The sequence below is a fragment of the Streptomyces sp. CWNU-52B genome, from assembly GCF_047444975.1.
Taxonomy (GTDB): domain Bacteria; phylum Actinomycetota; class Actinomycetes; order Streptomycetales; family Streptomycetaceae; genus Streptomyces.
On sequence record NZ_JBLFJV010000013.1, the window covers coordinates 128072 to 153755 of the forward strand.

The following is a 25684-nucleotide window of genomic DNA, read 5'->3' on the forward strand; positions in this document are numbered from 1 at the left end:
CGGCTCAGGTCAGACAGGCCACGGTGTCCGGTGCGGTGCGGTGCGGTGCGTCGCAAGGCGGAGCCTGATGCGCGTACTGGCCGTACTCGGTTCGTGCGACGACGCCGCGAGGTGCCGTGCCGGGCGCCGCGGACCCGGGCCGATCCGAACGAACCGCCCTAGTCCCGCGCGGCCTCCCGCAGCCGGCCGTACTCCTGCGCCATCGTCGCCGCCGTCCAGTGCGCGTTCAGGCCGCTGGGGTTGGGCAGCACCCACACACGAGTCGGGCCGAACGTCCGCTCCTGCGGCCCGATCACGGCTCGGCGGTCGTCGAAGGCCGCCCGGTAGGCGGTCACGCCCACCACCGCGAGCCACCGCGGCCGCAGCCGCTCCACCGTGGCGGTGAGCAGCCGGCCGCCCTCCCGGTACTCGTCCGCGCTCAGCTCGTCGGCCCGCGCGGTCGCCCGCGCCACCACATTGGTGATGCCGAGCCCGTACGACAGCAGCTCGTCCTGCTCCGACGGCTTCAGCAGCCGGGGGGTGAAGCCGGACAGGTGCAGCACCGGCCAGAAGCGGTTGCCGGGGCGCGCGAAGTGGTGGCCCGTCGCGGCCGTCATGAGACCGGGGTTGATCCCGCAGAACAGCACCTGGAGACCGGCCGCGACGACATCCGGCACCAGCCGGTCACGGGCGGCCTCCAGTTCGGCGGCGGTGAACCGCGTCAGAGGATCGCCCCCGGCGTGTAGCCCGCGGCCTCCGGGTGCTGCTTGAGGACCTCGTCGACGCGGGCGACGACCGCGGTCACCTGGTCGGCGGCGGCCCCCGTGAAGGACAGCTTGTCGGCCATCAGCGCGTCGAGCTGCGCGCGGTCGAGCGGGATGCGCTCGTCCGCGGCCAGCTTGTCGAGCAGTTCGTTGCGCTCGGTGCCCTGCTCGCGCATGGCGAGGGCGGAGGCGACGGCGTTCTCCTTGATGGCCTCGTGCGCGACCTCACGTCCCACACCCGCGCGCACCGCGCCCATCAGGACCTTCGTCGTCGCGAGGAACGGCAGGTAGCGGTCCAGCTCGCGCGCGACGACCGCGGGGAAGGCGCCGAACTCGTCGAGGACGGTGAGGAAGGTCTCCAGCAGACCGTCCAGCGCGAAGAACGCGTCCGGCAGCGCGACCCGGCGCACCACCGAGCACGACACGTCGCCCTCGTTCCACTGGTCGCCCGCCAGTTCGCCCGTCATGGAGGCGTAGCCGCGCAGGATCACCATCAGGCCGTTGACCCGCTCGCAGGAGCGCGTGTTCATCTTGTGCGGCATCGCCGAGGAGCCGACCTGGCCCGGCTTGAACCCCTCGGTCACCAGCTCGTGCCCGGCCATCAGCCGGATGGTCTTGGCGGTGGAGGAGGGCGCCGCGGCCAGCTGCACCAGCGCGGTCACCACCTCGTAGTCCAGCGAGCGCGGATAGACCTGGCCCACCGACGTGAACGCCGTCGAGAAGCCGAGGTGCCCGGCGATCCGCTGCTCCAGGTCGGCGAGCTTCGCCGTGTCCCCGCCCAGCAGGTCGAGCATGTCCTGAGCGGTGCCCACCGGGCCCTTGATGCCGCGCAGCGGATAACGGCCGAGCAGCTCCTCGACCCGGCCGTGCGCCACGAGCAGTTCGTCGGCGGCGGTCGCGAACCGCTTGCCGAGGGTCGTCGCCTGCGCCGCCACGTTGTGCGAACGGCCGGCCATGACCAGCTCGCCGTACTCGCCCGCGAGCTTGCCCAGGCGCGCCAGCACGGCGACCGTGCGGTCGCGCACCAGCTCCAGGGAGAGCCGGATCTGCAGCTGCTCGACGTTCTCGGTGAGGTCCCGGGACGTCATGCCCTTGTGGACGTGCTCGTGCCCGGCGAGGTCGTTGAACTCCTCGATGCGCGCCTTCACGTCGTGCCGGGTGACCTTCTCGCGCTCGGCGATCGAGACCAGGTCGACCTGGTCGAGGACCCGCTCGTAGTCGTCGAGGGCGGCGTCGGGCACCTCGATCCCGAGGTCCTTCTGGGCGCGCAGCACGGCGAGCCAGAGCTGACGCTCCAGCCTCACCTTCTGCTCGGGGGACCACAGGGTGGCGAGCTCGGCCGAGGCGTAGCGGCCGGCGAGGACGTTCGGGATACGGGGCTTTGCGGGCGCAGCAGTCACGTGGCGGAATTCTACTGGCGGTTCCCGCAGGCCGGCGCCACGGTCCGTTCGTCGGAACCTACGAGGTGGACGGGGCCCCGGACTCGGCGTCGGCCCCTGCCCCTGCCTCGGCCCCCGCCCCGGCATCGGACCCGGTATCCGACCCGGCGTCGGCCAGTTCCGCCAGGATGTCGCCGTGGCACAGCAGGGGCGCGCACCAGCAGGCCAGCGTCCTGCCGCGCAGCTCGGGCACCAGGGCGAGGAGCTCGGGGCTGCCGAGCAGGTACGCCCGGTACCTGTCCATCACCTCGGCGCGGGTCCCGTCGCGCTTCTTGGTGGGGGTGTCGTAGGCGAACGGGTTGTAGAGCGGATGCCGGGGCAGGTCCCAGTGCCCCATGGTCCAGCGCCTGCCGACGTAGACCAGGTCCGCCGGGGCCCGCTCCAGGCGGGTGCCGAACTCGTGGATGTGTCCCTTGAGGTTGATCACGGTGGTGGTCACGGGAGCCTCCGTTCACGTGCGCCGTCCGTCGGGCCCTCGCGCCGGCCTCCGCTCCACCGGAGCCTCATGCCCGCCGGAGCTTCCAGTTTCCACCCCACGGAACTGCTACTCCACCGGTCCCCGGTACTCCTCCCACGGCAGCAGTTCCGGGCGCTTGGGCGGGCGGCCGTCGCCCGACGAGCGGCCGGTCAGCCGGCGGCCGATCCACGGCAGTAGGTACTGGCGCGCGAAGCGTGCGTCAGCGGTCCGGCGGGCGGCCCAGCCGGGCGGTGCGGACGGTGGCATCGGGGTACGCCATTCGGCGTCCTGTGCCGCGTGCCCGAGCGTCTGCCACACCGCCTCGGCGACCCGGCGGTGTCCCTCGCCCGTCAGATGCAGCCGGTCCACGTCCCACATCCGGGGGTCGCCCAGGGACCGCGCCCCGTAGAGGTCGACCACGAGCGCGCCGTGGCGGGACGCGAGATCGTCGATGCAGGTGAACAGTTCCTCCATCCGGGGGCGGAACCGCTCCAGGACCGGACCCTGGCGGCCGGGGCTGCGCATGAGCACGAGTTGCTCGCAGGCCGGCGCCAGGCGTTCCACGGCCTCTTCCATGAGGTCCCGGACGCGCACCATGTCGCACTTGGGCCGCAGCGTGTCGTTGAGGCCGCCGACCAGCGTGATCACATCCGGCCGCATCGCCGCCGCGACGTCCACCTGCTCGGCGACGATCTGTCCGATGAGCTTGCCGCGCACCGCGAGGTTGGCGTACCGGAAGCCGGGCGTCCGTGCGGCCATCCGGGCCGCGAGGAGATCCGCCCAGCCCCGGTACGAGCCGTCGGGAAGGCGGTCCGACATGCCCTCGGTGAAGGAGTCGCCGACCGCGACAAGGCTGGTGAAGGTGGCATTCGTCTGCATGGCGGAAGAAAGGATAGCGCCTACACATACCCACTGGTCTGCCGTGCGGCGGGCGTCACACGGGCTGGCCGAACAGCTCCCTCAACACGTCCTCCATCGTCACCATCCCGGCCAGCCGTCCGTCCGTGCCGAGCACGGCCGCCACATGCGTACGGCTGCGCCGCATCGCGGTCAGCACGTCGTCGAGCGGCGTGGTCTCGCGGACCCGGGCGATGGACCGCATGTCCCGGACCTGGAACGGCAGATCGCGCGGCATCGCGTCCAGGGCGTCCTTGACATGGAGGTAGCCCACGATGCGCAGCCCCTCGTCCACGACGGGGAAGCGGGAGAAGCCGGACTCGGCGGACAGGGCCTCCAACTGCTCGGGGGTGACGCCCACGCGCGCGTAGACGACGTTCTCCCGGGCCAGCACCACGTCCCGTACGGGGCGCCGGCCCAGTTCCAGGGCGTCGTGCAGACGCTCCTGGGCACGGTCGTCGATGAGCCCCGCCTCGCTGGAGTCCTTGACCAGACGGGCCAGCTCCGTGTCGGAGAAGGTCGCGGACACCTCGTCGTGGACCTCGACACGCAACAGCTTCAGGAGCGCGTTGGCGAACGCGTTGACCGTGAAGATCACCGGCCGCAGCGCCCGCGACAGGGCGACCAGCGGCGGACCGAGCAGCAGAGCCGTCCGCACCGGTTCGGCCAGGGCGATGTTCTTCGGCACCATCTCGCCGAGCAGCATGTGCAGGTACGTGGCCGCGGCCAGCGCGATCACGAACGAGATCGCGTGCCCCGTGCCGGTCGACAGGCCCATCGCGTGGAACGCGGGCTCCAGCAGATGCGCGATCGCGGGTTCGGCGACCACACCCAGGACCAGCGTGCACAGGGTGATGCCGAGCTGGGCGGCCGCCATCAGCGCGGACACGTGCTCCAGTCCCCAGATCACGGTCCGCGCCCGCCGGTCTCCCGCTCCGCCGCCCTCCATGGACTGCTCGATCTGGCTGCGGCGCACGGAGATCAGCGCGAACTCGGCCGCCACGAAGAAGGCGTTCACGACCAGGGTCGCGAGACCGATCAGCAGTTGTACGACGGTCATCGCCCCCGCCTTCCTTGAGAGCCCGAGCCCGAGCCCGAGCCCGAGCCCGAGCCCGAGCCGGACCCTGACGTCGAACCTGACGTCGAACCTGAGCCTGAGCCTGGTCCCGATCCTGCGCCGGCATCGTCCGACGGAGAGTCCCCGGTGCCCGGCGCGTGCATCAGCACCCGCGCGGCCCGCCGTCCCCCCGCGTCCACCACGTCCAGCCGCCACCCGGCGACCTCGACCGTGTCCGTCTCGACGGGGATACGCCCGAGCTCCGCCGCCAGCAGGCCCGCGAGCGTCTCGTACGGCCCGTCGGGCGCGCGCAGTCCGACGCGGGCGAGCCGGTCGATGCGGACGGACCCGTCGGCCGAGTACAGCGTGCGGCCCTCGTCGTCCGTGCCGGCCGGAGCCAGGTCGGGCGTCTCGTGCGGGTCGTGCTCGTCGCGCACCTCGCCGACGACCTCCTCGACGATGTCCTCCAGGGTGGCGACCCCGGCGGTGCCGCCGTACTCGTCGATGACGACGGCCATCGTGCGCTTGCCGGACAGGCGGTCGAGCAGCCGGTCGACGGTCAGCGTCTCCGGTACGAGCAGGGGCTCGCGCATCACCTGCGACACGGTCGTACGGGCCCTGCGGTCGGCGGGCACGCCGATGACGTCCTTGATGTGCGCGACCCCGACGACCGAGTCGAGGGTGCCGCGGTGGACGGGGAAGCGCGACAGACCGGTCGCCCGGGTCGCGTTCGCCACGTCCTCGCAGGTCGCCTGGACGTCGAGGCCGATGACCTGGACCCGCGGCGTCATCACGTTCTCCGCGGTGAGGTCGGCGAGGTTCAGCGTGCGCACGAACAGCTCGGCGGTGTCCGCCTCCAGGGCGCCCTGCTTGGCGGAGTGCCGGGCCAGGGCCACCAGTTCCTGCGGGCCGCGCGCGGAGGCCAGCTCCTCGGCGGGCTCGATGCCGAAGCGGCGTACGACCCGGTTGGCGGTGTTGTTGAGATGGGAGATGAACGGCCGGAACACCGCGCTGAACCAGCGCTGCGGCGTCGCCACCCGCTTGGCCACGGCCAGCGGTGCGGAGATCGCCCAGTTCTTCGGCACCAGCTCCCCGACGACCATCAGGAAGACCGTCGACAGGGCCGTACCGATCACCAGCGAGACCGACGACGTCGCCGAACTCGGCACCCCGGCCGATTCGAGGGGCCCCGCGATCAGTTTGGCGACGGACGACTCGGCGAGCATGCCGACGACCAGGTTGGTGACGGTGATGCCGAGCTGGGCGCCGGAGAGCTGGAACGTGAGATTGCGTACGGCTCTGAGGGCGCCCGCCGCGCCGACCTCGCCGCGCTCGACGGCCCGCTCCAGCTGGCTGCGCTCGACGGTGGTCAGTGAGAACTCGGCCGCGACGAAGGCGCCGCAGGCCAGCGAGAGCAGCACGGCCACGACCAGGAGGAGCACTTCTGTCATCGGGTCACCTCCGTTCCATGATCGGGCAGGTGCGGAGGAAGCGCGCGGTGTCGACGCGGCGGGACGCCGTGGCGTCGTATGTCGGGAGGCTCGCCCATGGGCGGACGGTCACACCTTTCCTAGGGGGACGACGGGGTCCCTCGGTACCGGGGGACCGGTGAGACCCCGGCTGCTGTCACTCGACCAGCGGCTTGACCCAGCGCCGCCACTGCTCCTGGGGCTCGTACCCCGCGGCGCGCCAGGCATGGTGGGCGGTTTCGTTGCGGCGCAGGACCATCGCGTCGCCGCGGCGCCCGCCGAGGCGTACGAACCGGTCCTCCGCCGCCGTCAGGAGTGCCGAGCCTATGCCCTGACGGCGCCGGTCCGGCTCGACCGCCAGCCGGTACAGATGGCAGCGCCAGCCGTCGAAGCCGGCGATGACCGTGCCCACGAGCCGCCCGTCCTGCTCGGCGAGGATCAGCGCCTCGGGGTCGCGGGCCACCAGCCGCTCCACGCCGTTCCGGTCGTCGCTGATGCTGGTCCCCTCGGCCGCGGCCCGCCAGAAGGCGAGGACGGCGTCGAGGTCGTCGGGCACGGCGGCCCGTATCCGAAGATCACTCATGGCTCCGATCCCATCACGGCGGCCGGACATGGACGTCGAATTCCACGATCCGGACACCGGCCCGCTGTCGCCCGGCTGTGGTGGCGGACAGGGGCGGGGCGGGGGCGGGGCGAGGCGCCCGGCGGGGGCCGGAGTCACTCGCCCCGCAGCCCCGCGATCACCGTGCCGAAGGCCTCCATGTACGGCTCCAGGACGGTCAGATACGAGAATCCGTACCGCTCCCGCACCGCCCGCACCTTCTCCCTGATCTGCTCCACCGATCCCGCCAGCACGATCGGCAGTTCCAGGACCTGTGCCTCGGTGAGCTGCGGGACACGGGCGAGCAGGGGCCGGACGGCGGCTCCCGGGTCGTCCGTGACGGCGACGAGCTGGACGAGCAGGTTCAGTTCGGCGGGCGAGGGGCGGTCGGCGGCGAGGCGCAGATAGGCCGCGACCCGTTCGTCGACCTCCCCGGCGGTGAGGGGCTCCAGCGTGCCGGAACGGCTGCCCGGTACCGAGCGCGCGGCGGAGAAGGCCGCGATGTCGGCGTGCTCGGCGGTCAGCCGCAGCATCCGGTCGCCGTTGCCGCCGATGAGTAGCGGCACCCGCTTCTGTGCCGCCCGCGGCTGGTGATCGGGCGAACCGAGCAGCCGGTCCAACTCCTCGACGGTGCGCCGCAGATGGTCCACCCGCTCGCGCGGCGAACCCCACGGCAGCGCGGCCGTGTCGTGCTCCGCCTGTACGTAGCCGGTGCCGAGCCCGAGTTCCAGGCGTCCGCCGGTGAGCGCGTCCGTGGTGGCGACCTCGCGGGCCAGCAGCGCCGGATTCCAGAACCCGGCGTTGAGCACGAACGTGCCGAGGCGCGGCAGCCTGGTCGCCTCCGCGGCCGCGACCAGCGACGGGAAGGGGGCTGGCATACCGAGGTGGTCCGCCACCAGGATCACGTCGTAGCCGAGCTCCTCGGCCCGGCGGCACTTGGCGCGCCATTCGGCGGCGGGGGAGGGGGTGATCAGGCTGACACCGAAGCGGAAGGGGCGCGGCACAGACTCTCCTCACTCGTGGGCGATGGCGGCCAGCACGTTCATGCGTGACGCGCGCAGCGCGGGCAGCAGCGCCGCCACGATGCCCACGACGGCGGAGCCCACGACGACCGAGACGAGCGTGGTCCACGGGATCGCGAACGCCTTCATGCCCTGCAGGGCGAGGACCTGTTGTATGCACACGCCCCACACGAGCCCGAGCGCCAGCCCGAGGACCGCGCCGAACACGGCGATCACCACCGACTCCAGCCTGATCATCCGCCGCAGCTGCCGCCGGGCGAGCCCGATCGCGCGCAGCAGCCCGATCTCGCGGGTGCGCTCCACGACCGACAGGGCGAGGGTGTTGACCACACCGAGCACCGCGATGACGATCGCGAGCCCCAGCAGGGCGTACACCAGATAGAGCAGCACGGCGATCTGGTCGTGGATCAGCTTCTTGTAGTCGGCCAGGTCGCGCACCTGTACCTGGGGGTACGGATCGAGGGTCTTGTCGAGGTGGGAGCGCAGGGTGTCGTCCGAGGCACCGGCGGCCGCGTTCACGTACAGCGCGGAGTCCTGGCCGCCCGGGACGTACTTCACGAGGGTCGCGAAGCCGAGGAACAGTCCGCCCTGCGTTCCGAAGCCCTCCGCGGCGTCCTGGTCGGTCAGCGCCGCGACCTTCAGCTCGGTCCTGCGCCCGGCCGGGAACTCGACGGGGACCGTGCTGCCCACCCGTACGTCGTGGTCCTCGGCGAAGCCGGCGTCCATGGCGATGTTCCCGTCGGCGAGCGCGGCGGCCGTGTCGCCCTCGGCGTAGGTGAGGCGGGCCACGTCGTCGAGTTCCGGGTCGTAGCCCGACGCGGTCGTCTCGACGCGCTTGCCGTCCGGCAGCCGGACGGCGACCGGCGCGAACCGCTGCCGTACGACGAGCCCCGCGCCGTCCGTGGCCTCCACCTTCTCGGTGATCTCCGGCGGGAACGGCATGAAGTTGGCGTTCTGCACCACGAAGTCGGCGCCCAGCGTCTTGTCGATCTGCTGGTCGAAGGACTTGGTCATGGAGGCGCTCGCCACGGACATGCCGGCGACCAGGGCGAGGCCCACCATCAGGGCGGCCGCGGTGGCGCCGGTGCGGCGCGGGTTGCGCAGCGCGTTGCGCTGGCTCATCCGGCCGACCGACCCGAACAGGACGGGGAAGAGCCCGCCGAGGACCCGGATCACCGGACGGACGAGCAACGGTCCCGCGATCACCGTCGCGAGGAGGGTGAGGACGACACCGAGCCCCAGCAGCGAGGCGGCGGCCGAGGTCCGCGTCGCCGTCGCGCAGCCCAGGAGCGCGACGGCACCCAGCACGCCGACGACCGACCCCACGACGGCCCGTACCCGCAACGGCCGCCCCACACCGGCGATCTCCGCGTCGGCCAGCGCGGCCATCGGCGACACCCCGGCGGCCCGGCGGGCCGGAAGGTACGCCGCGACGAAGGTGACACCCACGCCGACGACGTACGCCGCGACCGGCGTCCCCCATCCGATCACCATCTCGGTGGTCTTCAGGTTCATGCCGAACACGCCCATGAGCTTGATCAGGCCGAAGGCGAGCCCGATGCCCGAGGCCAGGCCGAGCGTGGAGCCCACCAGGCCCAGCAGAACCGCCTCGGTGAGCACGGAGCGGCGCACCTGGCGCCGGTCGGCGCCGAGCGCGCGCAACAGGCCCAGTTCGCGGGTGCGTTGGGCGATCAGCATGGAGAAGGTGTTGACGATCAGGAAGACGCCGACCAGCACGGCGATACCCGCGAAGCCGAGCATCACGTACTTGATCACGTCGAGGAATCCGCCGAGTTGCTCCGCGGACGACTCGGCCTGCTCGTCCGCGGTCTCCAACTCGTAGGTGCCGGAGCCGATCTCCGTGGCGATGCGCCGTTCGAGCTGCGCGTCGGACACTTCCCGGTCCGCGTCGACCTGGACGCTGGTGGCGACCGCGGTCTCGCCGAGGAGCTTGTCCGCGGCGACGGCCGGGTCGAGGAAGACGAGCGCGGCGCCCGGGTTGGTGGTCGTGAAGGTCGCGATGCCGACGACCTCGACCTTGAACGAACCCGGCTGCGCGATCACGGTCAGCGGGTCGCCGATGTCCACGTGCTTCTTGTCGGCCGTGTCCGCGTCGAGCAGCGCCTCGCCGGGGCCGCGCGGGGCGTGCCCGGAGGTCAGTTCCACGGGGCTGCGGTCGGTGACGTACCAGTCGGCGGCGATGGTGGGCGCGCCCGTGGTGGGGCCCACCGACTCGTTGTCGCGGTCGACGACGGTGACGTTCTGGACGGACACGTCAGGACGGACGAGGGCGACTCCGTCGATCTTCGCGATGCGGTCCACGAGGCTCGTGGGCACCGTCTCGACGGCCCCGGAGGGCACCTGTGACTCCAGATCCTCCTTCGGGCTGACGGTCACATCGGCCGACGTGGACGCGAAGAGCCGGTCGAAGGTGCGGCTGACGGTGTCCGAGAAGATCAGGCTGCCCGCGACGAACGCCACGGACAGGACGACGGCCAGCGCCGAGAGCAGCAGCCGGCCCTTGTGAGCGAGGAAACTCCGGAGTGTCGCCTTCAGCACGACGGCCTGCCTCAGTCGCTGTCGGGGATGGTGCCCGGGGCGGGGGTGCTCTTCTGGGTCTTGGGGTCCGTGAGATCAGCGGGGTCCGTGGGTTCCGCGGGGTCCGTTGGTTCCTCGGGGGTAGCGGGGCCCGCGTGCTCCTCCCCGTGGCCGGTGCCCTCCTCGAACGTCCCGCGGACCGAGTCGAACCTCTTCATGCGCTCCAGCACCGCGTCGGCGGTGGGCCGGGCCATCTCGTCCACGATCCGCCCGTCCCCGAGGAAGAGGACCAGGTCGGCGTGGGCCGCCGCGCCTGGGTCGTGCGTGACCATGACCACGGTCTGCCCCAGGTCGTCGACGGCGTCCCGCAGGAAGCCCAGGACCTCAAGACCGGCCCGGGAGTCGAGGTTGCCCGTCGGCTCGTCCGCGAAGATCAGCTCGGGGCGCGAGGCGAGCGCCCGTGCGCAGGCCACCCGCTGCTGCTGACCACCGGAGAGCTGCGCGGGCCGGTGCTTGAGGCGGTCGCGCAGGCCGAGCGAGTCGATGATCTGGTTCAGCCAGGAGTCGTCGGGTTTCTGGCCCGCGATGTCCATGGGCAGCGTGATGTTCTCCGCCGCGTTCAGGGTCGGGATCAGGTTGAACGACTGGAACATGAAGCCGATCCGGTCGCGCCGCAGCCGGGTCAGCTCCCGCTCCTTCAGCCCGGTGATCTCGGTGTCTCCCAGCCAGACCTGTCCGGCCGAGACGGTGTCGAGCCCCGCCAGGCAGTGCATCAAGGTGGACTTGCCCGACCCGGAGGGGCCCATGACCGCGGTGAAGCGCCCCCGCGCGATGTCCACGTCGACCGAGTCGAGGGCGAGCACGGTCGTCTCACCCGACCCGTACGCCTTCGTCAGTCCCCGGGCGCGGGCCGCTGTCGCCTCCGGGCCCGTGTGCCCGCGGGCGTGCTCCGCAGCTGTTGTGGACAAGGCCGCCTCCCTTGTCGGACTCAGGTGTCCACGGGCGAGCCTAGTGTGACCCCGGGCACACTCGGTATCCCTCCGAAGTACCGTGTTCTCCGCCGTTCTCCGCCGTAGGGCGGTGCGCCCGAGGGCCGGTGAAAGCGGCCGGGCCCGCTGGGGAGAGCACCACGAAGGCGTCGCAACCGCACCGGCAGTGCTCGACCTCGCCCGCGGACGTCGGGTGGTTCGGGAAGAGTGCGCACAGGCCATACCTCCCTTGCCCTCTTGCCGGAGCTAGCGTTTTGGCGCTAGCTTCGAAGTATGGCTAAGACCCAGTTGAACGTTCGCGTGGACGAGGGCACCGCCCGAGCCGCGCGTGAGCGCGCCCTGGCCCGCGGGATGAGCGTCAACCGCTACATCGAGGAACTGGTCAGGCAGGACACCGGAGAAGCCGGCCACACCTTCGTCGAGGCCGCCTCCGACTTCATGAAGCAGTACGAGTCCGTGTTCGCCGAGGAGTTCGGCGCGGACCGGGAAGGCCGTCACTGAGCTCTTGGACGATCCACTGAACATCAGAGTCGACCTCGCCTGGCTCCTCATGGTCGCCGAGCAGAAGACACCGGGGGACCCCCAGGTCACCGACTGGGGAGCGCTCGTCGCCGCCGTCGGCCGGCATCAGGCCGAGATCTTCGGCGTCCCCGTCTACGACACCCCGCAGACCCGCGCCGCGGCGCTGCTGCAGGTCCTGCTGCACGTCCCGGCGCTCGAACGCTCCAACGCGATGTTCGCCATGGCCGTCGCGTACGCCTACCTCGTCGCCAGCGGCCTGAAGGTCGTCACCTCGCCCGAACAGGTCCGCGACCTGGCCCGACTGGTCAAGACGGGTGAGGCCACGGTGCAGGACATCGCGCGCGAGCTGCGCCGGTGGAGCCTGTGAGGCCCAGCGGCTTCCGAGCCGGTTCAGGAGGCGGGCGGGCGGCGCGCGGTGCCCAGCACACAGTACGCACTGGGGGTCCGCGGCCCCTTGTCGGGCACCAGCAGCCGCCGGTGGGGACCCAGTTCGAACCCCGCGTCCCGGATCGCGGCGATCGGGTCACGGGACACATGACAGCCCCCGAACAACGGTGGCCACACCGTGCGGTCGAGGACGCGCTGAGCCGTCGTCATGGCGCGTCCGCCGCCCCTGCCGTGCTCGAAGAAGCGCAGCTCACCGCCGGGGCGCAGGACCCGACGGATCTCGGCGAGGGCCCGCGGAACGTCTCGCACGCTGCACAGGACCAGCGACACGACGGCCCCGTCGAACGCCTCGCTCTTCACCGGCAGCGCCTCCGCGACCCCCGGCACCACGTCGACCGGGACGTCCGCACGCCGCGCCGCGGTCACGGCCAACTGCCGCAGCCGGTACTCGGGTTCGATGGCGACGACCTCCGAGACGGTGCTCGGACAGTGGGCGAAGTTCAGTCCGTTGCCCGCGCCGATCTCGATGACCCGGCCGGAGAGGCCCGCGAGCAGCTCCTCGCGATGGACGCCGATCGTCGGCTCGGCGGCCACGCTGAGCCGGGCGTAGAAGCGGGCGAACAGCGGATGGTGCACCGAAGCCGGAGACAGCGCGCCCGTCCGGGCGATTCTGGAGCCGAGCGGTCGCATGGGGGCCTCCCCCTGGGGCGTGGGCCTACCGCGATTGTCCCCCAGGAGGGCCGCGCTCACCCGTTCGCCGCTCCGTGTTCCCACCGCGGTCCCGCCCCGTGGTCCCGGCCGCGCGGGGACCACAGGGCGGATGCGCGAGGTGCGGGCGGGGCTCGGGCCGGCTCGTGGGGCGTCAGGCGATGAAGTCGCGCACCTGCTCGTAGACGCCGTAGTCGTTGTTCATGTCGGTGTGCGAGACGCATCCGACCTCGACATTGGTGGCGCCGCTGAGGATCGCGCTGGTGTCGGGGGTCAGGGCGTCGTCGCAGTTCGACCAGTAACTGGCGTAGGAGACACCGCCGGGTGTCTCGTCGCCCGAGTTCAGCGCGGTCAGGAACGAGCTGCCGGTGTACATCTCCGCGCAGGACGTGTAGAGCCACTGGCACCAGCCGGCGGTGGTGGTCCCGTGGTTCACACCGGCCGTCGAGACGAAGTCGTCCACGTACGCGGTGCCGCCGAGGTTCTTGAGGTAGTAGCGGGAGTTCAGCGCGCCCATCGAGTGGACGACCAGGTCGACCTTGGCCGCGCCGGTCTGGGAACGCACACTCTGGATCTTGGTGGCCAGCTGTTGGGCGGTCGTGACGTTCGACTGGCCCCAGTCGTACGACCAGGAGTACAGCTCGGAACTCGTATAGCCGTCGGCCTTGAAGTCGGCGATCCAGTCGTCCCAACTGCTCGACGAACTGCTCAGTCCGTGTACGAAAACGACGGGGTTGTGGGCGGCCGCGTGGGCCGGGGCCGCGGGCAGGGAGAGGAACAGGAGCAGCGACGCGAGCGCGGCTGCGAAGACCGTGCCGGCAGTGCGGATGCGGCGGGTCATGACGCCTCCTGACGAGGGTGGGTTCGCCAGGAGTGTCCGGTGGGGTCTACGCGCGCCGCATCGGTGAGATCGCCGGTCTTTACGCACCACTTAACTCGCCAGTAACGTGAGCGGTGTGGTGACCCCGGTGAACCCTCCGCTCCTCCCGCACCCTTCGCCACCGCCTCAGATGAACGCTCCGGAACGACCGGGCGGCGTACGACCGGACGGCGTACGACCGGACAGCGCGCCGCGGACGACCGCGCGCACGCCGTTGTCCGAGGGCGTTCAGGTACGGGTGCTGTGTGCCGTGCACGGCGATCCGCTCGCCGCCGCGGAGGTCGCCGCTGTCCTCGGCGACCGTCAACGGGCCGGTCTCGAACCGCTGCCGGCCGACCCGGTCGGCGCGGTGCCCGGACTGCTGCGGTCCCACCGGCCCCCGTTCCGCTCGCTCGCCCCGAAGACCCGGCGGCTGCTGCTGATCGCCGCCGCCGACCAGCACCCGTTCGCCACCCACGCCTACCAACGGGCGGTGGCCGCGGCCCGGTTGGACACCGGCCCGCTCGACGACGCCGAGGCGGCCGGGCTCGCCCGTACGACCTCCGCCGGCGTCGTGTTCCGGGATCCCTGGACCCGCGTCGCCGCCTATGAGACCGCGTCCGCCGCGGACCGGCGCGACACACACCGCCTCCTCGCCCGGGTCCTGCGCGGCGAGGGCGAGACACCCCGCAGGTCCTGGCACCGGGCCGCCGCGGCGCTCGGCCCCAGCAGGCGCCTCGCGGGAGAGCTGCGCGCCGCCGCGCACGAGGCGCGCGCCGCCCGTGAACACGCGCTGGCCTGCGCGCTCCTCGAACGGGCCGCCGCACTGACCCCCGACCCCCGCGAACGGCCGCGGCTGCTGGCCCGCGCCGCCGCCGACGCCTGGCGCTCCGGCGACGGCGACCGGGCCCGCCGCCTCGCCTCGCACGGGGACGTGGACGGGCTCAGCGGGGTGCTCGCTCTACGCGCGGAGAACGCGACAGAGGCGTTCGACACGCTGCTCACGGAGGCGGAACGCAGCGCCGGACGCGACGTCGGACGCCGCGCGGCGCGCGAAACGGCGCGCGGCACGGAGCGGGAGCCGGGCGCGGACCGGGGCATGGAGCCGGATGTGGGGCCGGGTGCGGGGCCGGATGTGGGGCCGGGCCCCGGCGCCCCGCGCGAGCGCCCGGTCGGCGGCGCGCCGATCGAGGGCGCGGGCGGTACCCGAAGCACGCGCCCCGCCGGTCCCGACACCGCGGCACACCTGGTGGCACGTGCCACCGAGGCCGCCATCTACACCGGTGACCTGCGCCGCTGCCGGGAGGCCGCGACCGTCGCCGCCCGGCTCGGGATCGTACCGCCGGGCACCCTCGGGGGACTGGCCGCGGCGTTCGAGGGACGGTACGAGGACGCCCGCGACCTGCTACGAGAGGCCGCCGGGCGCTGCGGACCCGGTAGCGACCCCACCTCGCTGATCCACGCCTCGATCGCCGCGCTGCTGCTCGGCGACCACACCCGCGCCGCGTCCGCCGCCGTCCGGGCCGCCGCCTCGGCCCGTGCCCTGGGCGAGCCCGCGACCGTTCCGCAGGCCATGGAGTTCCGGGCGTACGCCGAGTTCTGGACGGGCCGGCCGCGCTCCGCCGGGGCCGCCGCGCTGGACGCCCTGCGGCAGGCGTACGCCACCGGGCAGGACAACGGGGCCTGCCATCTCCAGGCAGCCCTCGCGATGTTCGCGGCCGTCACCGGCGACGAGGAGCTGTGCCGGGTCCGCGCCGAGGCGGCCCGCGCCCACGCCCTGGAACGGGGCCTCGGCCTCCCCGCCGCCCTGGCCCTGTGGGCGCTCGCCTTCCTCGACCTCAGCATGGGCCGGTACGCGGCGTCCGCGTCCCGGCTGCGCGCGCTCGCCGGATTCGGCCCAGGGCACGGTCACCGGGCCGTGCGCCACCTCGCCACCCCGCACTACGTGGAAGCCGCCGTCCGCTCCGGCGACACACGGGTCGCCCGCAGCGCCCACGCCGACTACGACCACTGGGCGAACATCGTCGCCAGCCCCGACGACCTGGCCCTCAGCGCCCGTTGCCGGGCCCTGCTGGCCACCGGCCCCGAGGCGGCCGGTCATTACCGCACGGCCCTTCACCTGCACGCGGACGGCACCCGCGACTTCGAACGCGCCCGTACGGAGCTGCTGTTCGGTGGCGCCCTGCGGCGGCTGCGCAACCGTACGGAGGCCCGTGACCGGCTGCACAGCGCCCTTGAGGCGTTCGAGTACTTCGGGTCCCCGCACTGCGCGGCCCAGGCGCGGGCGGAGCTGCGCGCGCTGGGCGAGCCGGTCCGGCCGCGGAACGGGTCCCGCGAGGCGGGCGGCCTGCTCACCGCTCAGCAGCTGACGGTGGCGCGGATGGCCGCCGAGGGTGCCACCAACCGGGAGATCGCGTCGCGGCTGCTGCTCAGCCCACGCACGATCGATCACCATCTGCGGGGAGTTTTCAACCGGCTCGGCATACGGTCGCGGATCGAGCTCGTCAAGCTCCTGGCGTCGGAGGAGTAGGCTCCGCCGGACCGTCGTTCGATGCCCGCGGCGCAGCGGAGATCATCGGTGCCGCCGGCTGTCCGCGGACCGGGCGCCACCGAATCCCGCCGCGCTCCACGATCCCCCGAGTCGCGGCGCGAGCCAACTGGCCGCCGTCGTCCGGAAGGTGGCGGCCGGGAGGCGGCCCGCACCCTCGGGAAGTGCGCCCAGCAGAGGTGCCCCCGCCACCGTCGGCAGGTCCGCGAGGTTGCAGCGTGACGCCAGGTCCGGGTCGCCGGGCCAGCTGCCGATGACGACGCCCAGCAGGTCGAGGCGCCGGAACCGCAGTTCGCGCGCGGTCAGTTCCGTCGTGTTGAGCGTGCCGAGCCCGGCGGAGGCGACCACCAGCACCGGTGCGTCCAGCAGCCGCGCCGCGTCCGCGAGCGAACCGCCCGCGTCGTCGAACCGTACGAGCAGACCGCCCGCGCCCTCCACCAGCACCAGGTCGTGATCTGCGGCCAGTTCGCCCGCGGCCTCGGCCACCTCCTCGGGTCCCACCGGCGCCAGACCGGCCCGCCGGGCCGCGGTCGCGGGGGCCAACGGCTCGGGGTAGCGGGCGAGTTCGACGGCCGTGACCTGCCCCGCGAGCCGGACCACCTCGTCGGCGTCCCCGTGCTCACCCGGCAGCACACCCGTCTGCGCGGGCTTGAGCACGGCCACCGACCGCCCGGCCGCGAGAGCCGCCGCGGCCACGGCGGCCGTCGTGACGGTCTTGCCGACCTCCGTGCCCGTCCCCGTGATCACCAGTACCGTCATCTCAGCCCTCCCGCGCCGCCGCGCACACGGCCGCCGTGATCCGCGCCAGATCGGCGTCGTCGGTGACGTACGGCGGCATCGTGTACACGAGATCCCGGAACGGGCGGAGCCACACACCCTCGCGCACCGCCGCCCGGGTCGCCGCGGTCATGTCGATCTCGTGGTCCAGTTGCACCACCCCGATGGCGCCGAGGACCCGTACGTCCCGGACGCCCGGCAGTTCTGCCGCCGGTGCCAGACCGTCCCGCAGTCCCGTCTCGACACGCTTGACCTCGGTCTGCCAGTCCTGGCCGAGGAGCAGGTCGATCGAGGCGCAGGCCACGGCGGCGGCGAGCGGGTTGCCCATGAAGGTCGGGCCGTGGGCGAGCACCGGGACCTCGCCCCGCGAGATGCCCTCCGCGACCCGTGAGGTGCACAGCGTCGCCGCCATCGTCAGATATCCGCCGGTCAGCGCCTTGCCCACACACATCACATCCGGCGTCACCCCCGCGTGCCCGGCTGCGAACAACGTCCCGGTGCGTCCGAAGCCCGTCGCGATCTCGTCGAACACGAGCAGCACGTCATGGGCGTCGCACGCCTCGCGCAGCACCCGCAGATAGGCGGGCGAGTGGAACCGCATGCCACCCGCGCCCTGCACCACCGGCTCCACGATCACCGCGGCCAGTTCGTCCGCGTGCCGCTCGATCAGCTCCCGCAGCTCCTCGGCGTACGACTCCTCGTACGCGGCCGGGGGCGCGTCGGCGAACACCTGACGGGGGAGCACGCCCTGCCACAGCTCGTGCATCCCGCCCTCGGGGTCGCACACCGACATCGGCTGCCAGGTGTCGCCGTGATAGCCACCTCGCCAGGTCAGCAGGCGCTGCTTGCCGGGCCGGCCGAGCGAACGCCAGTGCTGGAGGCACATCTTGACCGCGACCTCGACGGACACCGACCCGGAGTCCGCGAGGAAGACGTGCTCAAGACCATCGGGCGACATGTCGACAAGGCGCTTCGCCAGCCGTACGGCCGGCTCGTGCGTGAGGCCGCCGAACATCACATGGCTCATCCGGGAGAGCTGGTCGTGGGCCGCCTCGTTGAGCACCGGGTGGTTGTAGCCGTGGATCGCCGACCACCAGGACGACATCCCGTCGATCAGCTCGTCGGTCCCGCCGGCCAGCCGCAGCCGTACCCCGCTCGCCGACTCCACGACGAGCGGTTCCTGCCGGCCGGGCATCGGCCCGTACGGATGCCAGACGTGCCGCCGGTCGAGATCGAGCAGCTCACGTACGGAAGGGGAGGGGGCCGGGGGAAGGAAGGGGGAGCGGGAGGGGCCGGGCGGGGGCAGGTCAGGCATTGGGTGCGAGATCCGTTCCGGCGCCCCGGCGGCGTACCGCGACCAGGTCCGTACGCGCCGCGGAGACCCGGGCTGCGCCGGGAACCGGCTCCTCCTCGGCGGCCGAGTCGCGGGGACCGCACCCGCCGCCCTCGTGCGCGCCGCACCCCGCGTCCGCGCCCTCGTGCGAGCCGCAGCCGGCCTCCGCGGGTGAACCGGAACCGCATCCTCCGCGCGCGGCGGCGGTGACCCGGTGCTCCGGCAACGTCACCTCGCCGGTGCCCTCCACCTCGAACCCGGCGTCCGCGATCATGTCCAGGTCCACCTGGCCCGCCTGTCCCTCGCTGGTGAGGTAGTCACCGAGGAAGATCGAGTTGGCGAGGTGCAGCGCGAGGGGCTGCATCGTACGGAGGTGGACCTCGCGCCCGCCCGCGATCCGCACCTCGGCGTCGGGGCAGACGAACCGGACCATCGCGAGGATCCGCAGACACCGCTGCGGTGTGAGGTGCCACTCCCCGGCGAGCGGGGTGCCCTCCATCGGGATCAGGAAGTTGACCGGCACCGAGTCCGGGTCGAGCGCCCGCAGTCCGAAGACGACGTCGACGAGGTCCGCGTCGCTCTCGCCCATCCCGGCGATCAGACCGGAGCAGGCCGACAGGCCCGCGGCATGCGCCTTGCGGACCGTGTCCACGCGGTCCGCGTACGTGTGGGTGGTCGTGATGTCCCCGTACGTGGCCTCGGAGGTGTTGAGGTTGTGGTTGTAGGCGTCCGCCCCCGCCTCGCGCAGCCGCTCGGCCTGGCCGTCCGAGAGGAGCCCGAGGCAGGCGCACACCTCGACGCCCTCGTGCCCGTCCTTGATCGCCTTGATGGTGTCCGAGACCCGGTCGACGTCACGGTCCGTCGGCCCGCGTCCGCTCGCCACCAGACAGACCCGCTTGGCGCCGCCCGCCAGCCCCGCGGCGGCGGCCTGCGACGCCTGGTCGGGCTTCAGCCACGTGTACTTGAGGATCTCGGCCTTTGAGCCGAGCCGCTGCGAGCAGTAGGAGCAGTCCTCGGGACACAGGCCCGACTTCAGGTTGACGAGGTAGTTCAGCTTCACCCGTCGGCCGAACCAGTGGCGGCGTACCTTGCCGGCCGCGGCCACCACATCGAGGAGTTCGTCGTCGGAGGTGGCCAGCACGGCCAGCGCCTCGTCGCGGGTCGGCAGCTCGCGCCGAAGCCCCTTGTCCAGCAGCGTGTTCAGCAGGTCCATGGGGTCCGATCCTGGCCTATCCGACCTCGCCGGGCCAAGGAGGAACCGGACAACAGAGTCGGCTCGACGTGTGGACATTGCCACATCATGGGCGTCTGGTGGCCGGGCTAGGGTCTGTGCGGTGCCTACAAAAGGCAGTCGGGGGCGGCCGGGCGGAACGTCGTGTCCGGACCCTCTCCCGGGACACCCTCGACCTCACGGCCCGGAGGACACATGGCGCAGTCGCCCTTCGCGTGGATCGACGAGCAGGCGCTGGCCCGCGGGCGGGCCGGACTCGTCCGGACGCTGCGTCCGCGCCCCGCCGACTCCGCGCTGCTCGATCTCGCCGGAAACGACTATCTGGGCCTGGCCCGGCATCCCGAGGTGACGGAGGCCGCCGCGCGGGCCGCCCGCGCGTGGGGCGGCGGTGCCACCGGCTCCCGGCTCGTCAGCGGTTCCACCGAACTGCACGCGGAACTGGAGCGCGAACTGGCCGCGTTCTGCGGCTTCGAGTCGGCCCTCGTCTTCTCCTCCGGCTACGCGGCCAACCTCGCCGTCGTCACCGCGCTCGCGCCGCACGGCTCCCTCGTCGTCTCCGACGCGGGCAACCACGCCTCCCTGATCGACGGCTGCCGTCTCGCGCGCGGCACCACCCAGGTCGTCGCCCACGCCGACCCCGACGCAGTCCGCAAGGCGCTGGGCACGCGCACCGGGCCCGCGATCGTCGTGTCCGACACGGTCTTCTCGGTGGACGGCGACGCGGCCCCGCTGGCGGAGCTGGCCGTCGTCTGCCGGGAGTCCGGCGCGGCCCTGGTGACGGACGACGCGCACGGTCTGGGAGTGCTCGGCGACGGCGGGCGTGGCGCGGCGTGGGCGACGGGGCTCGCGGGCGCGCCCGACGTCGTCACCACCGTCACGCTGTCGAAGTCGCTCGGCAGCCAGGGCGGCGCCGTCCTGGGCCCGGCCCACGTCATCGACCATCTGGTCAACGCGGCCCGCACCTTCATTTTCGACACCGCGCTGGCACCCGCGTCGGCGGGCGCGGCCCTGGCGGCCCTGCGGCTGCTGCGCGGGGAACCGGAACGGGCCACGCGCGCGCGTGCGGTGGCGACGACTCTGTACGAACGCCTGACGGCCGAGGGCCTGGAAGCCGTACGGCCGGACGCGGCGGTCGTCTCCGTGCGCGCCCCCTCTCCCGAGCGGGCGCTGCGCTGGGCGGCGGACTGCCGTGCGGCGGGTCTGGCCGTCGGCTGTTTCCGTCCGCCCTCGGTGCCGGACGGCGTCTCACGGCTGCGGCTCACCGCCCGCGCGGATCTCACCGACGGGCAGCTCGACCGGGCCGTGGACGTGATCCTCACAACGCGCCGATGAAGCCCTCCCAGGCCACGGGGTCGAAGAGCAGGGCGGGCCCCGAGGTGTTCTTGGAGTCGCGCACCGCGAGCAGACCGGCCCAGGGGCCGGAGCCCGGACGGGCGGTCTCGACGCAGTTGTTCATTCCTGTGCTGCGGCTGCTGCGCTGCCACCGCACACCGTGCAGTCGTGTGCTGGAAGGTACGTACCGAGGCATGGCGGCCATGGTGCCTCCTTATGCGCCGGAAGTGACACCGGCGAGGAAATCCAACGTGTCCTTGGGCGAAAGGGCGTGGACCTGAAGGGAGTCGAAGGCCTTGCTGTAGGCCTGAAGGTCTTCTTTCCGTTCGAGGTAGAGGCTACTCGTCAAGTGGTCGAGAACAACCACATCCAGATCAGATTTGTTCGGAAAAGAAAACATTACGAAAGGCCCGGTGATGCCGATCTGGGCGCCAACTCCGAACGGCAGCACCTGAATCCGCACGTGAGGGAGGTGCGCGGCCTCCTGGAGCCGCTCCAGTTGACGCGCCATGACCTCCGGGCCGCCGACGGTCCTCCGGAGCACCGCCTCGTCCAGGACGGCGCTCAGCCGGAGCGGCGGATTCGAACGCAGCACGTCCTGGCGCGCCAGGCGCACCCGCACCAGTGCGTCGACCTCGTCGTCGAGCGCCGCGCCCACGACGGCGCGCGTCACCTCACGGGCGTACTCGGGCGTCTGCAGGAGGCCCGGCACGACGGAGTTCTCCAGCGTGCGCATCGCGCCGGCCTGCGACTCCAGGCTGATGAAATCGCTGTACGTCGTCGGCAGGAGGCCCCGGTAGGCGCGCCACCAGTGGTGCCGTCCGTCCTCGTCGGAGCCCGCCAGCACGACAAGCAACTCGTACTGTGCCGGGTCCTCGACGCCGTACGCGTCCAGGAGCAGTCGTACGTCCGCGGGCTTGACGCCGCTGCGGCCGGTCTCGATCCGGCTCACCTTCGACTGGTGCCAGCCCACGCGGCGGGCCGCCTCACCGCTCGTGAGGCCCGCGAGGGCACGTAAAGCACGCAGTTCGGCGCCGAGTTTACGGCGGCGCACCGCGGGGCCGTGCTGCATGGCCGTCTCCTTCCGACCGTCGCGCCGACGCTGTGGCGCTCGGCGTCACGCCGACGGTAGAGGAGAAACCGGGTCCATGCCCAAATATGGTCGACCGCCGTAGAGTTCACCGCTTCGAGCGACAGATATATGCATATCTTGGTGGATCGGCACCAAGAACGCCGAGGTAGTGGCACTCTGGCGCAAGCACCAGTCCGGGACCGTGCCCGAAGTCATCCTCTTCGGGTGGGGTTCCGGTCCCGTGGGAAAGGGACTACGTCGCATGGCAGATCACCAGGAAGCATCCGTCACTCTGCCGAGCGATCCCGCCTCGGTCTCGGCCGCCCGTAGGTACGTGACCGACGTCCTGGCGGAGTGGGGACTCCCGTCCGGCTCGGAGGCCGCCGACACGGTCCGGCTCATCGTCTCCGAACTTGCCACGAACGCGGTACAGCACACATTCGGGCTGTCACCCACCTTTACGGTGGACATCGAGCTCGACCGTGACGAACAACTGTGCATCGGGGTGACCGACAGCCACCCGCGCTTCCCGCAGCGGTTGCCCGCGGCCGTCCAGCAGGACAACGGCCGCGGACTGGTGATCATCCGCTGGCTGACCGCGGAGAGCGGCGGCAGGCTCCTGGTCCGGCCCACCAGCGAGGGCGGTAAGACCGTGTCGATCGTGCTCCCCTGGGCGGTACCGGCGCAGTCGGCGCGGACCGACTGAGGCCTGCGCCCGCTTTCACTCGTTCGGGGGACGGGCGGGTGGGGGCTGCGTGTCGGCCGGGGTTCTGCCGTCGGATGCTCCGTCGACCGTGGCGTCGGCCTCGGCGTCCGTGCCGCTGCCGGCGGCCGCGGTCTTGTCGGCGGCCCGTTTCACCAGGTGGGGCATGACCGCCCACAGGCCGGTGCACACGACCAGAGTGGCCGCGCCCGCCAGGATGCCTTCGGTACGTCCCAGCGCCACGTCCACGACGAGCAGGACGGAACCGGCGAGAGCGACCGCGAGCACGGCGAGGCCGACCTGTGCGAGACGGGACGAGACGTGCACGATCTGGGGCTTGGCGCCCTGCTGGAACAGCCGGCGGTGCAGTGCGGCGGGCGCCGTGAAGAGGGCGGCCGCCAGGACCGACAGGAGCAGGGTGACGACGTAGGTGGTGCGCTGCACCGTGTCGAGCGACGGGAACCGCGGGGTGAAGGCCAGGGTCAGCAGGAAGGCGAAGAGGATCTGAACGCCGGTCTGGGTGACGCGCAGCTCCTGGAGGAGCTCGTTGAAGTTCCGGTCGGCGCGCTCCAGACGGGTCTCGTCGCGCTCCTCGGGGTGCTCCTGGAGGTGTTCCTGGAGGTGTGCTCGGGGGTGCTGACGTTCGGCCATGGGTGAACGGCTAACCATTCCGCCGTCGAAAACACATCCGGGGCCTCACGAGGTGGGCGAGATGGCCGTGGTGATCGCCACGGCCACCTCGCGGGCAGATCACCTGACTCGGCCGTACCAGACGCTCTTCGTCCAGATCTTCTGGAGCTTCACCACTTCCCCGGTCTTCGGGGAGTGCCAGATCCGTCCCTTCCCGGCGTAGATGCCGACGTGGTAGACGTTCCGGCCCGAGTGGAAGAAGACCAGATCCCCCTGCTTGCGCTTCGAGGCGGAGACATGGTTCGTCTTGTTGTACTGGGCCGCGGCCGTACGGGGCAGGCTCTTGCCCGCCTTCTTGAACGAGTACAGCGTCAGGCCCGAGCAGTCGAAGCGCTTGGGCCCCGCGGCCCCGTACTTGTACAGGGAACCCTTCTTGGAGGCCGCCACCTGAAGTGCCTTCGTCGCGGGTGTGGCCGCTTCGGCGGTGGACGCGAAGCCCGGGGCCACTATGCCGCCGCCGACAGCGGCGAGGGTGAGAGCCGATGCGGTACCGGCCCTGGTGAACAGCGACGGGACACGATTGAGCGCAGACATGCGCAACCCTTCGTCAGCCGCCTGTGAAGGATGACCTGTCGGATTCGGGCTGGCGAAGTTGCCCGGCCGCTGCTGCGGCTTCACCCCAAGGGCAGCTCGGCCCGGCCATGGCGTGACCGTTCCGGCGACCCGTCGTGCTTGGGTCCTCCACTCCTGCCGATCCACTTCTGTCGACCGGTCATCCGGGCAGCGGCAGGACTCGGCGTCCGCCCGGACCGCCCCGCCGCTGCTGGCGGGGGCTTGTCGTCGGAAGGGATCTTGACGCACCGATGTCCCAAATGCCGAGTGGAACCGGCGATTTGTGGGCTTACTCACCACTCACCCGTTCGGGTGGACAGCCCGTTTCACGGGTGGGTGTCGAGAACGTCGTTGACCCCCGCACCAGCACAGGAGTGGCTGATCCCGCCTCGGGGACGCGCGTGTTGCGCAACTCCCGGGGGCCTGTAAAGGCAGCACTTTCTACGCCGTCCGGGGGTACACCGTCTGGTCCGTTTCGCTCCCGGCCCGGACGCCTCGTCGCCTGCCTGCGTGACGCCGGGACACGGGGTGTACGTCAGGTGTCGGAGCCGGGCGGCAGAGCGACGCGGCCCGCCCGGCGCTCACCGTCCAGGACGCGCAGCGCCCGCGCCAGGGTCGGCGCGTGCACCTCGTGCTCACCCCGCTGGTGCATCAGGGCCAGGGCGTCCCGCAGCGCGGTGGCCTTGCCGACCAGGGCCTGGGCCGCGCGCAGTCCGCGGTAGGTGTCGCCGGCGTGTGCCGGGTTGATCCGGCCGAGCAGATCGACGACCTCCAGATAGCGGTCGATCAACTCGGCCTCGGCCCGTGTCAGTGCCGGCAGCGGGGGCAACTCGGGTGGGAGCATCCGCGCTTCACCTCGCGCCCGACGCGCCGAGGGCCGCCTTGCGGCTCGGGACGATCCGGTCGACCAGCCCGTACTCCAGCGCCCCGGGGGCGTCCAGGATCCTGTCCCGCTCGATGTCCGCGGCGATCCGCTCCCGGCTCTGCCCCGTGTGCAGGGCGAGCAGATCCTCCAGACGCGTACGGGTACGGGCCAGTTCGTCGGCCTGGACGGCCAGGTCGGACACCTGCCCCTGGACCGGCTCGGAGAGCGACGGCTGGTGGATCAGCACGCGGGCGCCCGGCAGCGCGTACCGCTTGCCCGGGGTGCCCGCCGCCAGCAGCACCGCGGCGGCCGACGCGGCTTGCCCCAGGCAGATGGTCTCCACCTCGCAGCTGACGAACCGCATCGTGTCGTAGACGGCGGCCATCGCGCTGAACGAGCCGCCGGGGGAGTTGATGTAGAGGGAGATGTCCCGGTCGGGTGCCTGGTACTCGAGGTGCATGAACTGCGCCGTCACGTCGTTCGCCGAGGTGTCGTCGATCGGCGTCCCGAGAAACACGATCCGCTCTTCGAGGAGTTTGGAGTACGGGTCCATGGTCCGCGTCCCCGAACCGGTGCGCTCGGTGAACTCGGGCAGCGCGTGGCGGGCGGACGGTCGGGCGAACGGTCGGGCCGGCGGTCGGTTCATGACACACGCCTCCTCCGGGAGAGGTCCTGTAAAAAATGTACAGGACGTACATTAGGTTATGGGGTGAGGGTGTTCCAGCGATCCAGAGATCACGGCAGGCCAGGGTGCAGCGCCGGTCCGGAGTGGTTCGACGACGATGAGACCGCGGAGCGCAAGGGTGAGCTCGGCTTCATCGAGCGTGGCGGCGTGACCCATGAGCGGTGGCAGCACAAACCGACTGCGCAGGGCACCGCGCGCATTCGAGTTC

General features: G+C 72.0%; 25 protein-coding genes, 1 pseudogene and 1 riboswitch. Of the genes and pseudogenes, 5 read left to right on the forward strand and 21 right to left on the reverse strand.

Annotated features, from left to right (window positions below; translation table 11 throughout):
• Window positions 1–158: 158 nt before the first annotated feature.
• The 10 genes and pseudogenes from mug to ACLVWQ_RS15560 all read right to left on the reverse strand — a co-directional run bounded on the left by mug (window position 159) and on the right by ACLVWQ_RS15560 (window position 11191).
• Window positions 159–704 carry a G/U mismatch-specific DNA glycosylase gene (gene mug / locus ACLVWQ_RS15515; protein WP_414109382.1) on the reverse strand — a complete coding sequence of 182 codons (546 nt, stop codon included), beginning with the start codon at window positions 702–704 and terminating at the stop codon, window positions 159–161.
• A complete protein-coding gene (gene purB / locus ACLVWQ_RS15520) occupies window positions 701–2143 on the reverse strand; it encodes an adenylosuccinate lyase (protein WP_414109243.1) in 1443 nt (480 codons plus the stop codon). Before purB ends, mug begins: the two co-directional genes overlap by 4 nt.
• Window positions 2144–2285: 142 nt before the next feature.
• Window positions 2286–2621: pseudogene (locus tag ACLVWQ_RS15525) on the reverse strand (DUF4326 domain-containing protein); the annotation flags it as partial.
• Window positions 2622–2726: 105 nt separating this feature from the next.
• On the reverse strand, window positions 2727–3518 hold the full coding sequence (locus ACLVWQ_RS15530) for an SGNH/GDSL hydrolase family protein (RefSeq protein WP_414109244.1): 792 nt from the start codon (window positions 3516–3518) through the stop codon (window positions 2727–2729).
• A 55-nt stretch (window positions 3519–3573) separates the two neighbouring features.
• Window positions 3574–4596 (reverse strand): hemolysin family protein, encoded by a 1023-nt coding sequence (locus ACLVWQ_RS15535; RefSeq protein WP_414109245.1) that lies wholly within the window; start codon window positions 4594–4596, stop codon window positions 3574–3576.
• Window positions 4593–6044: a hemolysin family protein gene (locus ACLVWQ_RS15540; protein WP_414109247.1), complete on the reverse strand. Its 1452-nt coding sequence runs from the start codon at window positions 6042–6044 to the stop codon at window positions 4593–4595. The genes ACLVWQ_RS15535 and ACLVWQ_RS15540 overlap by 4 nt, the downstream gene beginning before the upstream one ends.
• Window positions 6045–6219: 175 nt before the next feature.
• On the reverse strand, window positions 6220–6645 hold the full coding sequence (locus tag ACLVWQ_RS15545) for a GNAT family N-acetyltransferase (RefSeq protein WP_414109248.1): 426 nt from the start codon (window positions 6643–6645) through the stop codon (window positions 6220–6222).
• 134 nt (window positions 6646–6779) lie between these two features.
• Entirely contained in the window at window positions 6780–7667 is an 888-nt protein-coding gene (locus tag ACLVWQ_RS15550) for an LLM class F420-dependent oxidoreductase (protein ID WP_414109249.1), read from the reverse strand.
• Window positions 7668–7676: 9 nt separating this feature from the next.
• Window positions 7677–10244 carry an ABC transporter permease gene (locus ACLVWQ_RS15555; protein ID WP_414109251.1) on the reverse strand — a complete coding sequence of 856 codons (2568 nt, stop codon included), beginning with the start codon at window positions 10242–10244 and terminating at the stop codon, window positions 7677–7679.
• An 11-nt stretch (window positions 10245–10255) separates the two neighbouring features.
• Entirely contained in the window at window positions 10256–11191 is a 936-nt protein-coding gene (locus ACLVWQ_RS15560; protein WP_414109252.1) for an ABC transporter ATP-binding protein, read from the reverse strand.
• Window positions 11192–11485: 294 nt separating this feature from the next.
• Between ACLVWQ_RS15560 and ACLVWQ_RS15565 the strand changes: the two genes are divergently transcribed.
• Together ACLVWQ_RS15565 and ACLVWQ_RS15570 are read left to right on the forward strand one after the other, a co-directional pair.
• Window positions 11486–11713 carry an antitoxin gene (locus tag ACLVWQ_RS15565; RefSeq protein ID WP_414109254.1) on the forward strand — a complete coding sequence of 76 codons (228 nt, stop codon included), beginning with the start codon at window positions 11486–11488 and terminating at the stop codon, window positions 11711–11713.
• Between the two features lie 49 nt (window positions 11714–11762).
• Complete coding sequence (locus tag ACLVWQ_RS15570) at window positions 11763–12101, forward strand: fic family toxin-antitoxin system, toxin component (RefSeq protein WP_414109384.1); 339 nt, start codon at window positions 11763–11765, stop codon at window positions 12099–12101.
• Between the two features lie 23 nt (window positions 12102–12124).
• Here the strand turns inward: ACLVWQ_RS15570 and ACLVWQ_RS15575 are convergent, their stop codons facing one another.
• Both ACLVWQ_RS15575 and ACLVWQ_RS15580 read right to left on the reverse strand, forming a co-directional pair.
• Window positions 12125–12811: a class I SAM-dependent methyltransferase gene (locus tag ACLVWQ_RS15575; RefSeq protein ID WP_414109255.1), complete on the reverse strand. Its 687-nt coding sequence runs from the start codon at window positions 12809–12811 to the stop codon at window positions 12125–12127.
• A 172-nt stretch (window positions 12812–12983) separates the two neighbouring features.
• Entirely contained in the window at window positions 12984–13670 is a 687-nt protein-coding gene (locus ACLVWQ_RS15580) for an esterase/lipase family protein (protein ID WP_414109257.1), read from the reverse strand.
• Window positions 13671–13839: 169 nt separating this feature from the next.
• Here ACLVWQ_RS15580 and ACLVWQ_RS15585 point away from each other — a divergent pair, with 169 nt between their 5' ends.
• Window positions 13840–16218 carry a LuxR C-terminal-related transcriptional regulator gene (locus ACLVWQ_RS15585; protein WP_414109258.1) on the forward strand — a complete coding sequence of 793 codons (2379 nt, stop codon included), beginning with the start codon at window positions 13840–13842 and terminating at the stop codon, window positions 16216–16218.
• 42 nt (window positions 16219–16260) lie between these two features.
• On the opposite strand, the gene bioD is transcribed toward ACLVWQ_RS15585, so the two are convergent.
• From bioD to bioB, 3 genes are read right to left on the reverse strand one after another with little or no spacing between them, the layout of a single operon-like run.
• Entirely contained in the window at window positions 16261–16995 is a 735-nt protein-coding gene (gene bioD, locus ACLVWQ_RS15590) for a dethiobiotin synthase (protein WP_414109259.1), read from the reverse strand.
• Between the two features lies 1 nt (window position 16996).
• Window positions 16997–18328 (reverse strand): adenosylmethionine--8-amino-7-oxononanoate transaminase, encoded by a 1332-nt coding sequence (locus ACLVWQ_RS15595; protein ID WP_414109260.1) that lies wholly within the window; start codon window positions 18326–18328, stop codon window positions 16997–16999.
• Window positions 18321–19559: a biotin synthase BioB gene (gene bioB / locus ACLVWQ_RS15600; protein WP_414109261.1), complete on the reverse strand. Its 1239-nt coding sequence runs from the start codon at window positions 19557–19559 to the stop codon at window positions 18321–18323. Before bioB ends, ACLVWQ_RS15595 begins: the two co-directional genes overlap by 8 nt.
• A gap of 213 nt (window positions 19560–19772) precedes the next feature.
• Here bioB and ACLVWQ_RS15605 point away from each other — a divergent pair, with 213 nt between their 5' ends.
• A complete protein-coding gene (locus ACLVWQ_RS15605) occupies window positions 19773–20909 on the forward strand; it encodes an 8-amino-7-oxononanoate synthase (protein WP_414109263.1) in 1137 nt (378 codons plus the stop codon).
• Here the strand turns inward: ACLVWQ_RS15605 and ACLVWQ_RS15610 are convergent.
• Both ACLVWQ_RS15610 and ACLVWQ_RS15615 read right to left on the reverse strand, forming a co-directional pair.
• Complete coding sequence (locus ACLVWQ_RS15610) at window positions 20893–21114, reverse strand: DUF397 domain-containing protein (RefSeq protein WP_414109264.1); 222 nt, start codon at window positions 21112–21114, stop codon at window positions 20893–20895. The two genes, ACLVWQ_RS15605 and ACLVWQ_RS15610, sit on opposite strands and share 17 nt — an antisense overlap.
• A gap of 9 nt (window positions 21115–21123) precedes the next feature.
• Window positions 21124–21981 carry a helix-turn-helix domain-containing protein gene (locus ACLVWQ_RS15615; RefSeq protein ID WP_414109266.1) on the reverse strand — a complete coding sequence of 286 codons (858 nt, stop codon included), beginning with the start codon at window positions 21979–21981 and terminating at the stop codon, window positions 21124–21126.
• Window positions 21982–22243: 262 nt separating this feature from the next.
• On the opposite strand from ACLVWQ_RS15615, the gene ACLVWQ_RS15620 reads away from it, so the two are divergent.
• Window positions 22244–22687, forward strand: a complete 444-nt coding sequence (locus tag ACLVWQ_RS15620) for an ATP-binding protein (protein WP_414109267.1) — start codon at window positions 22244–22246, stop codon at window positions 22685–22687.
• 15 nt (window positions 22688–22702) lie between these two features.
• Here ACLVWQ_RS15620 and ACLVWQ_RS15625 read toward each other — a convergent pair whose 3' ends face one another.
• From ACLVWQ_RS15625 to ACLVWQ_RS15640, 4 genes are all read right to left on the reverse strand, one after another.
• Window positions 22703–23335 carry a DUF6328 family protein gene (locus ACLVWQ_RS15625; RefSeq protein WP_414109269.1) on the reverse strand — a complete coding sequence of 211 codons (633 nt, stop codon included), beginning with the start codon at window positions 23333–23335 and terminating at the stop codon, window positions 22703–22705.
• Between the two features lie 99 nt (window positions 23336–23434).
• Window positions 23435–23908, reverse strand: a complete 474-nt coding sequence (locus tag ACLVWQ_RS15630) for a C40 family peptidase (RefSeq protein WP_414109271.1) — start codon at window positions 23906–23908, stop codon at window positions 23435–23437.
• Between the two features lie 3 nt (window positions 23909–23911).
• Window positions 23912–24113: riboswitch (cyclic di-AMP (ydaO/yuaA leader) on the reverse strand.
• Between the two features lie 348 nt (window positions 24114–24461).
• Window positions 24462–24770: a hypothetical protein gene (locus ACLVWQ_RS15635; RefSeq protein ID WP_414109273.1), complete on the reverse strand. Its 309-nt coding sequence runs from the start codon at window positions 24768–24770 to the stop codon at window positions 24462–24464.
• Window positions 24771–24777: 7 nt separating this feature from the next.
• A complete protein-coding gene (locus ACLVWQ_RS15640) occupies window positions 24778–25437 on the reverse strand; it encodes an ATP-dependent Clp protease proteolytic subunit (protein WP_414109275.1) in 660 nt (219 codons plus the stop codon).
• Window positions 25438–25684: the final 247 nt, after the last annotated feature.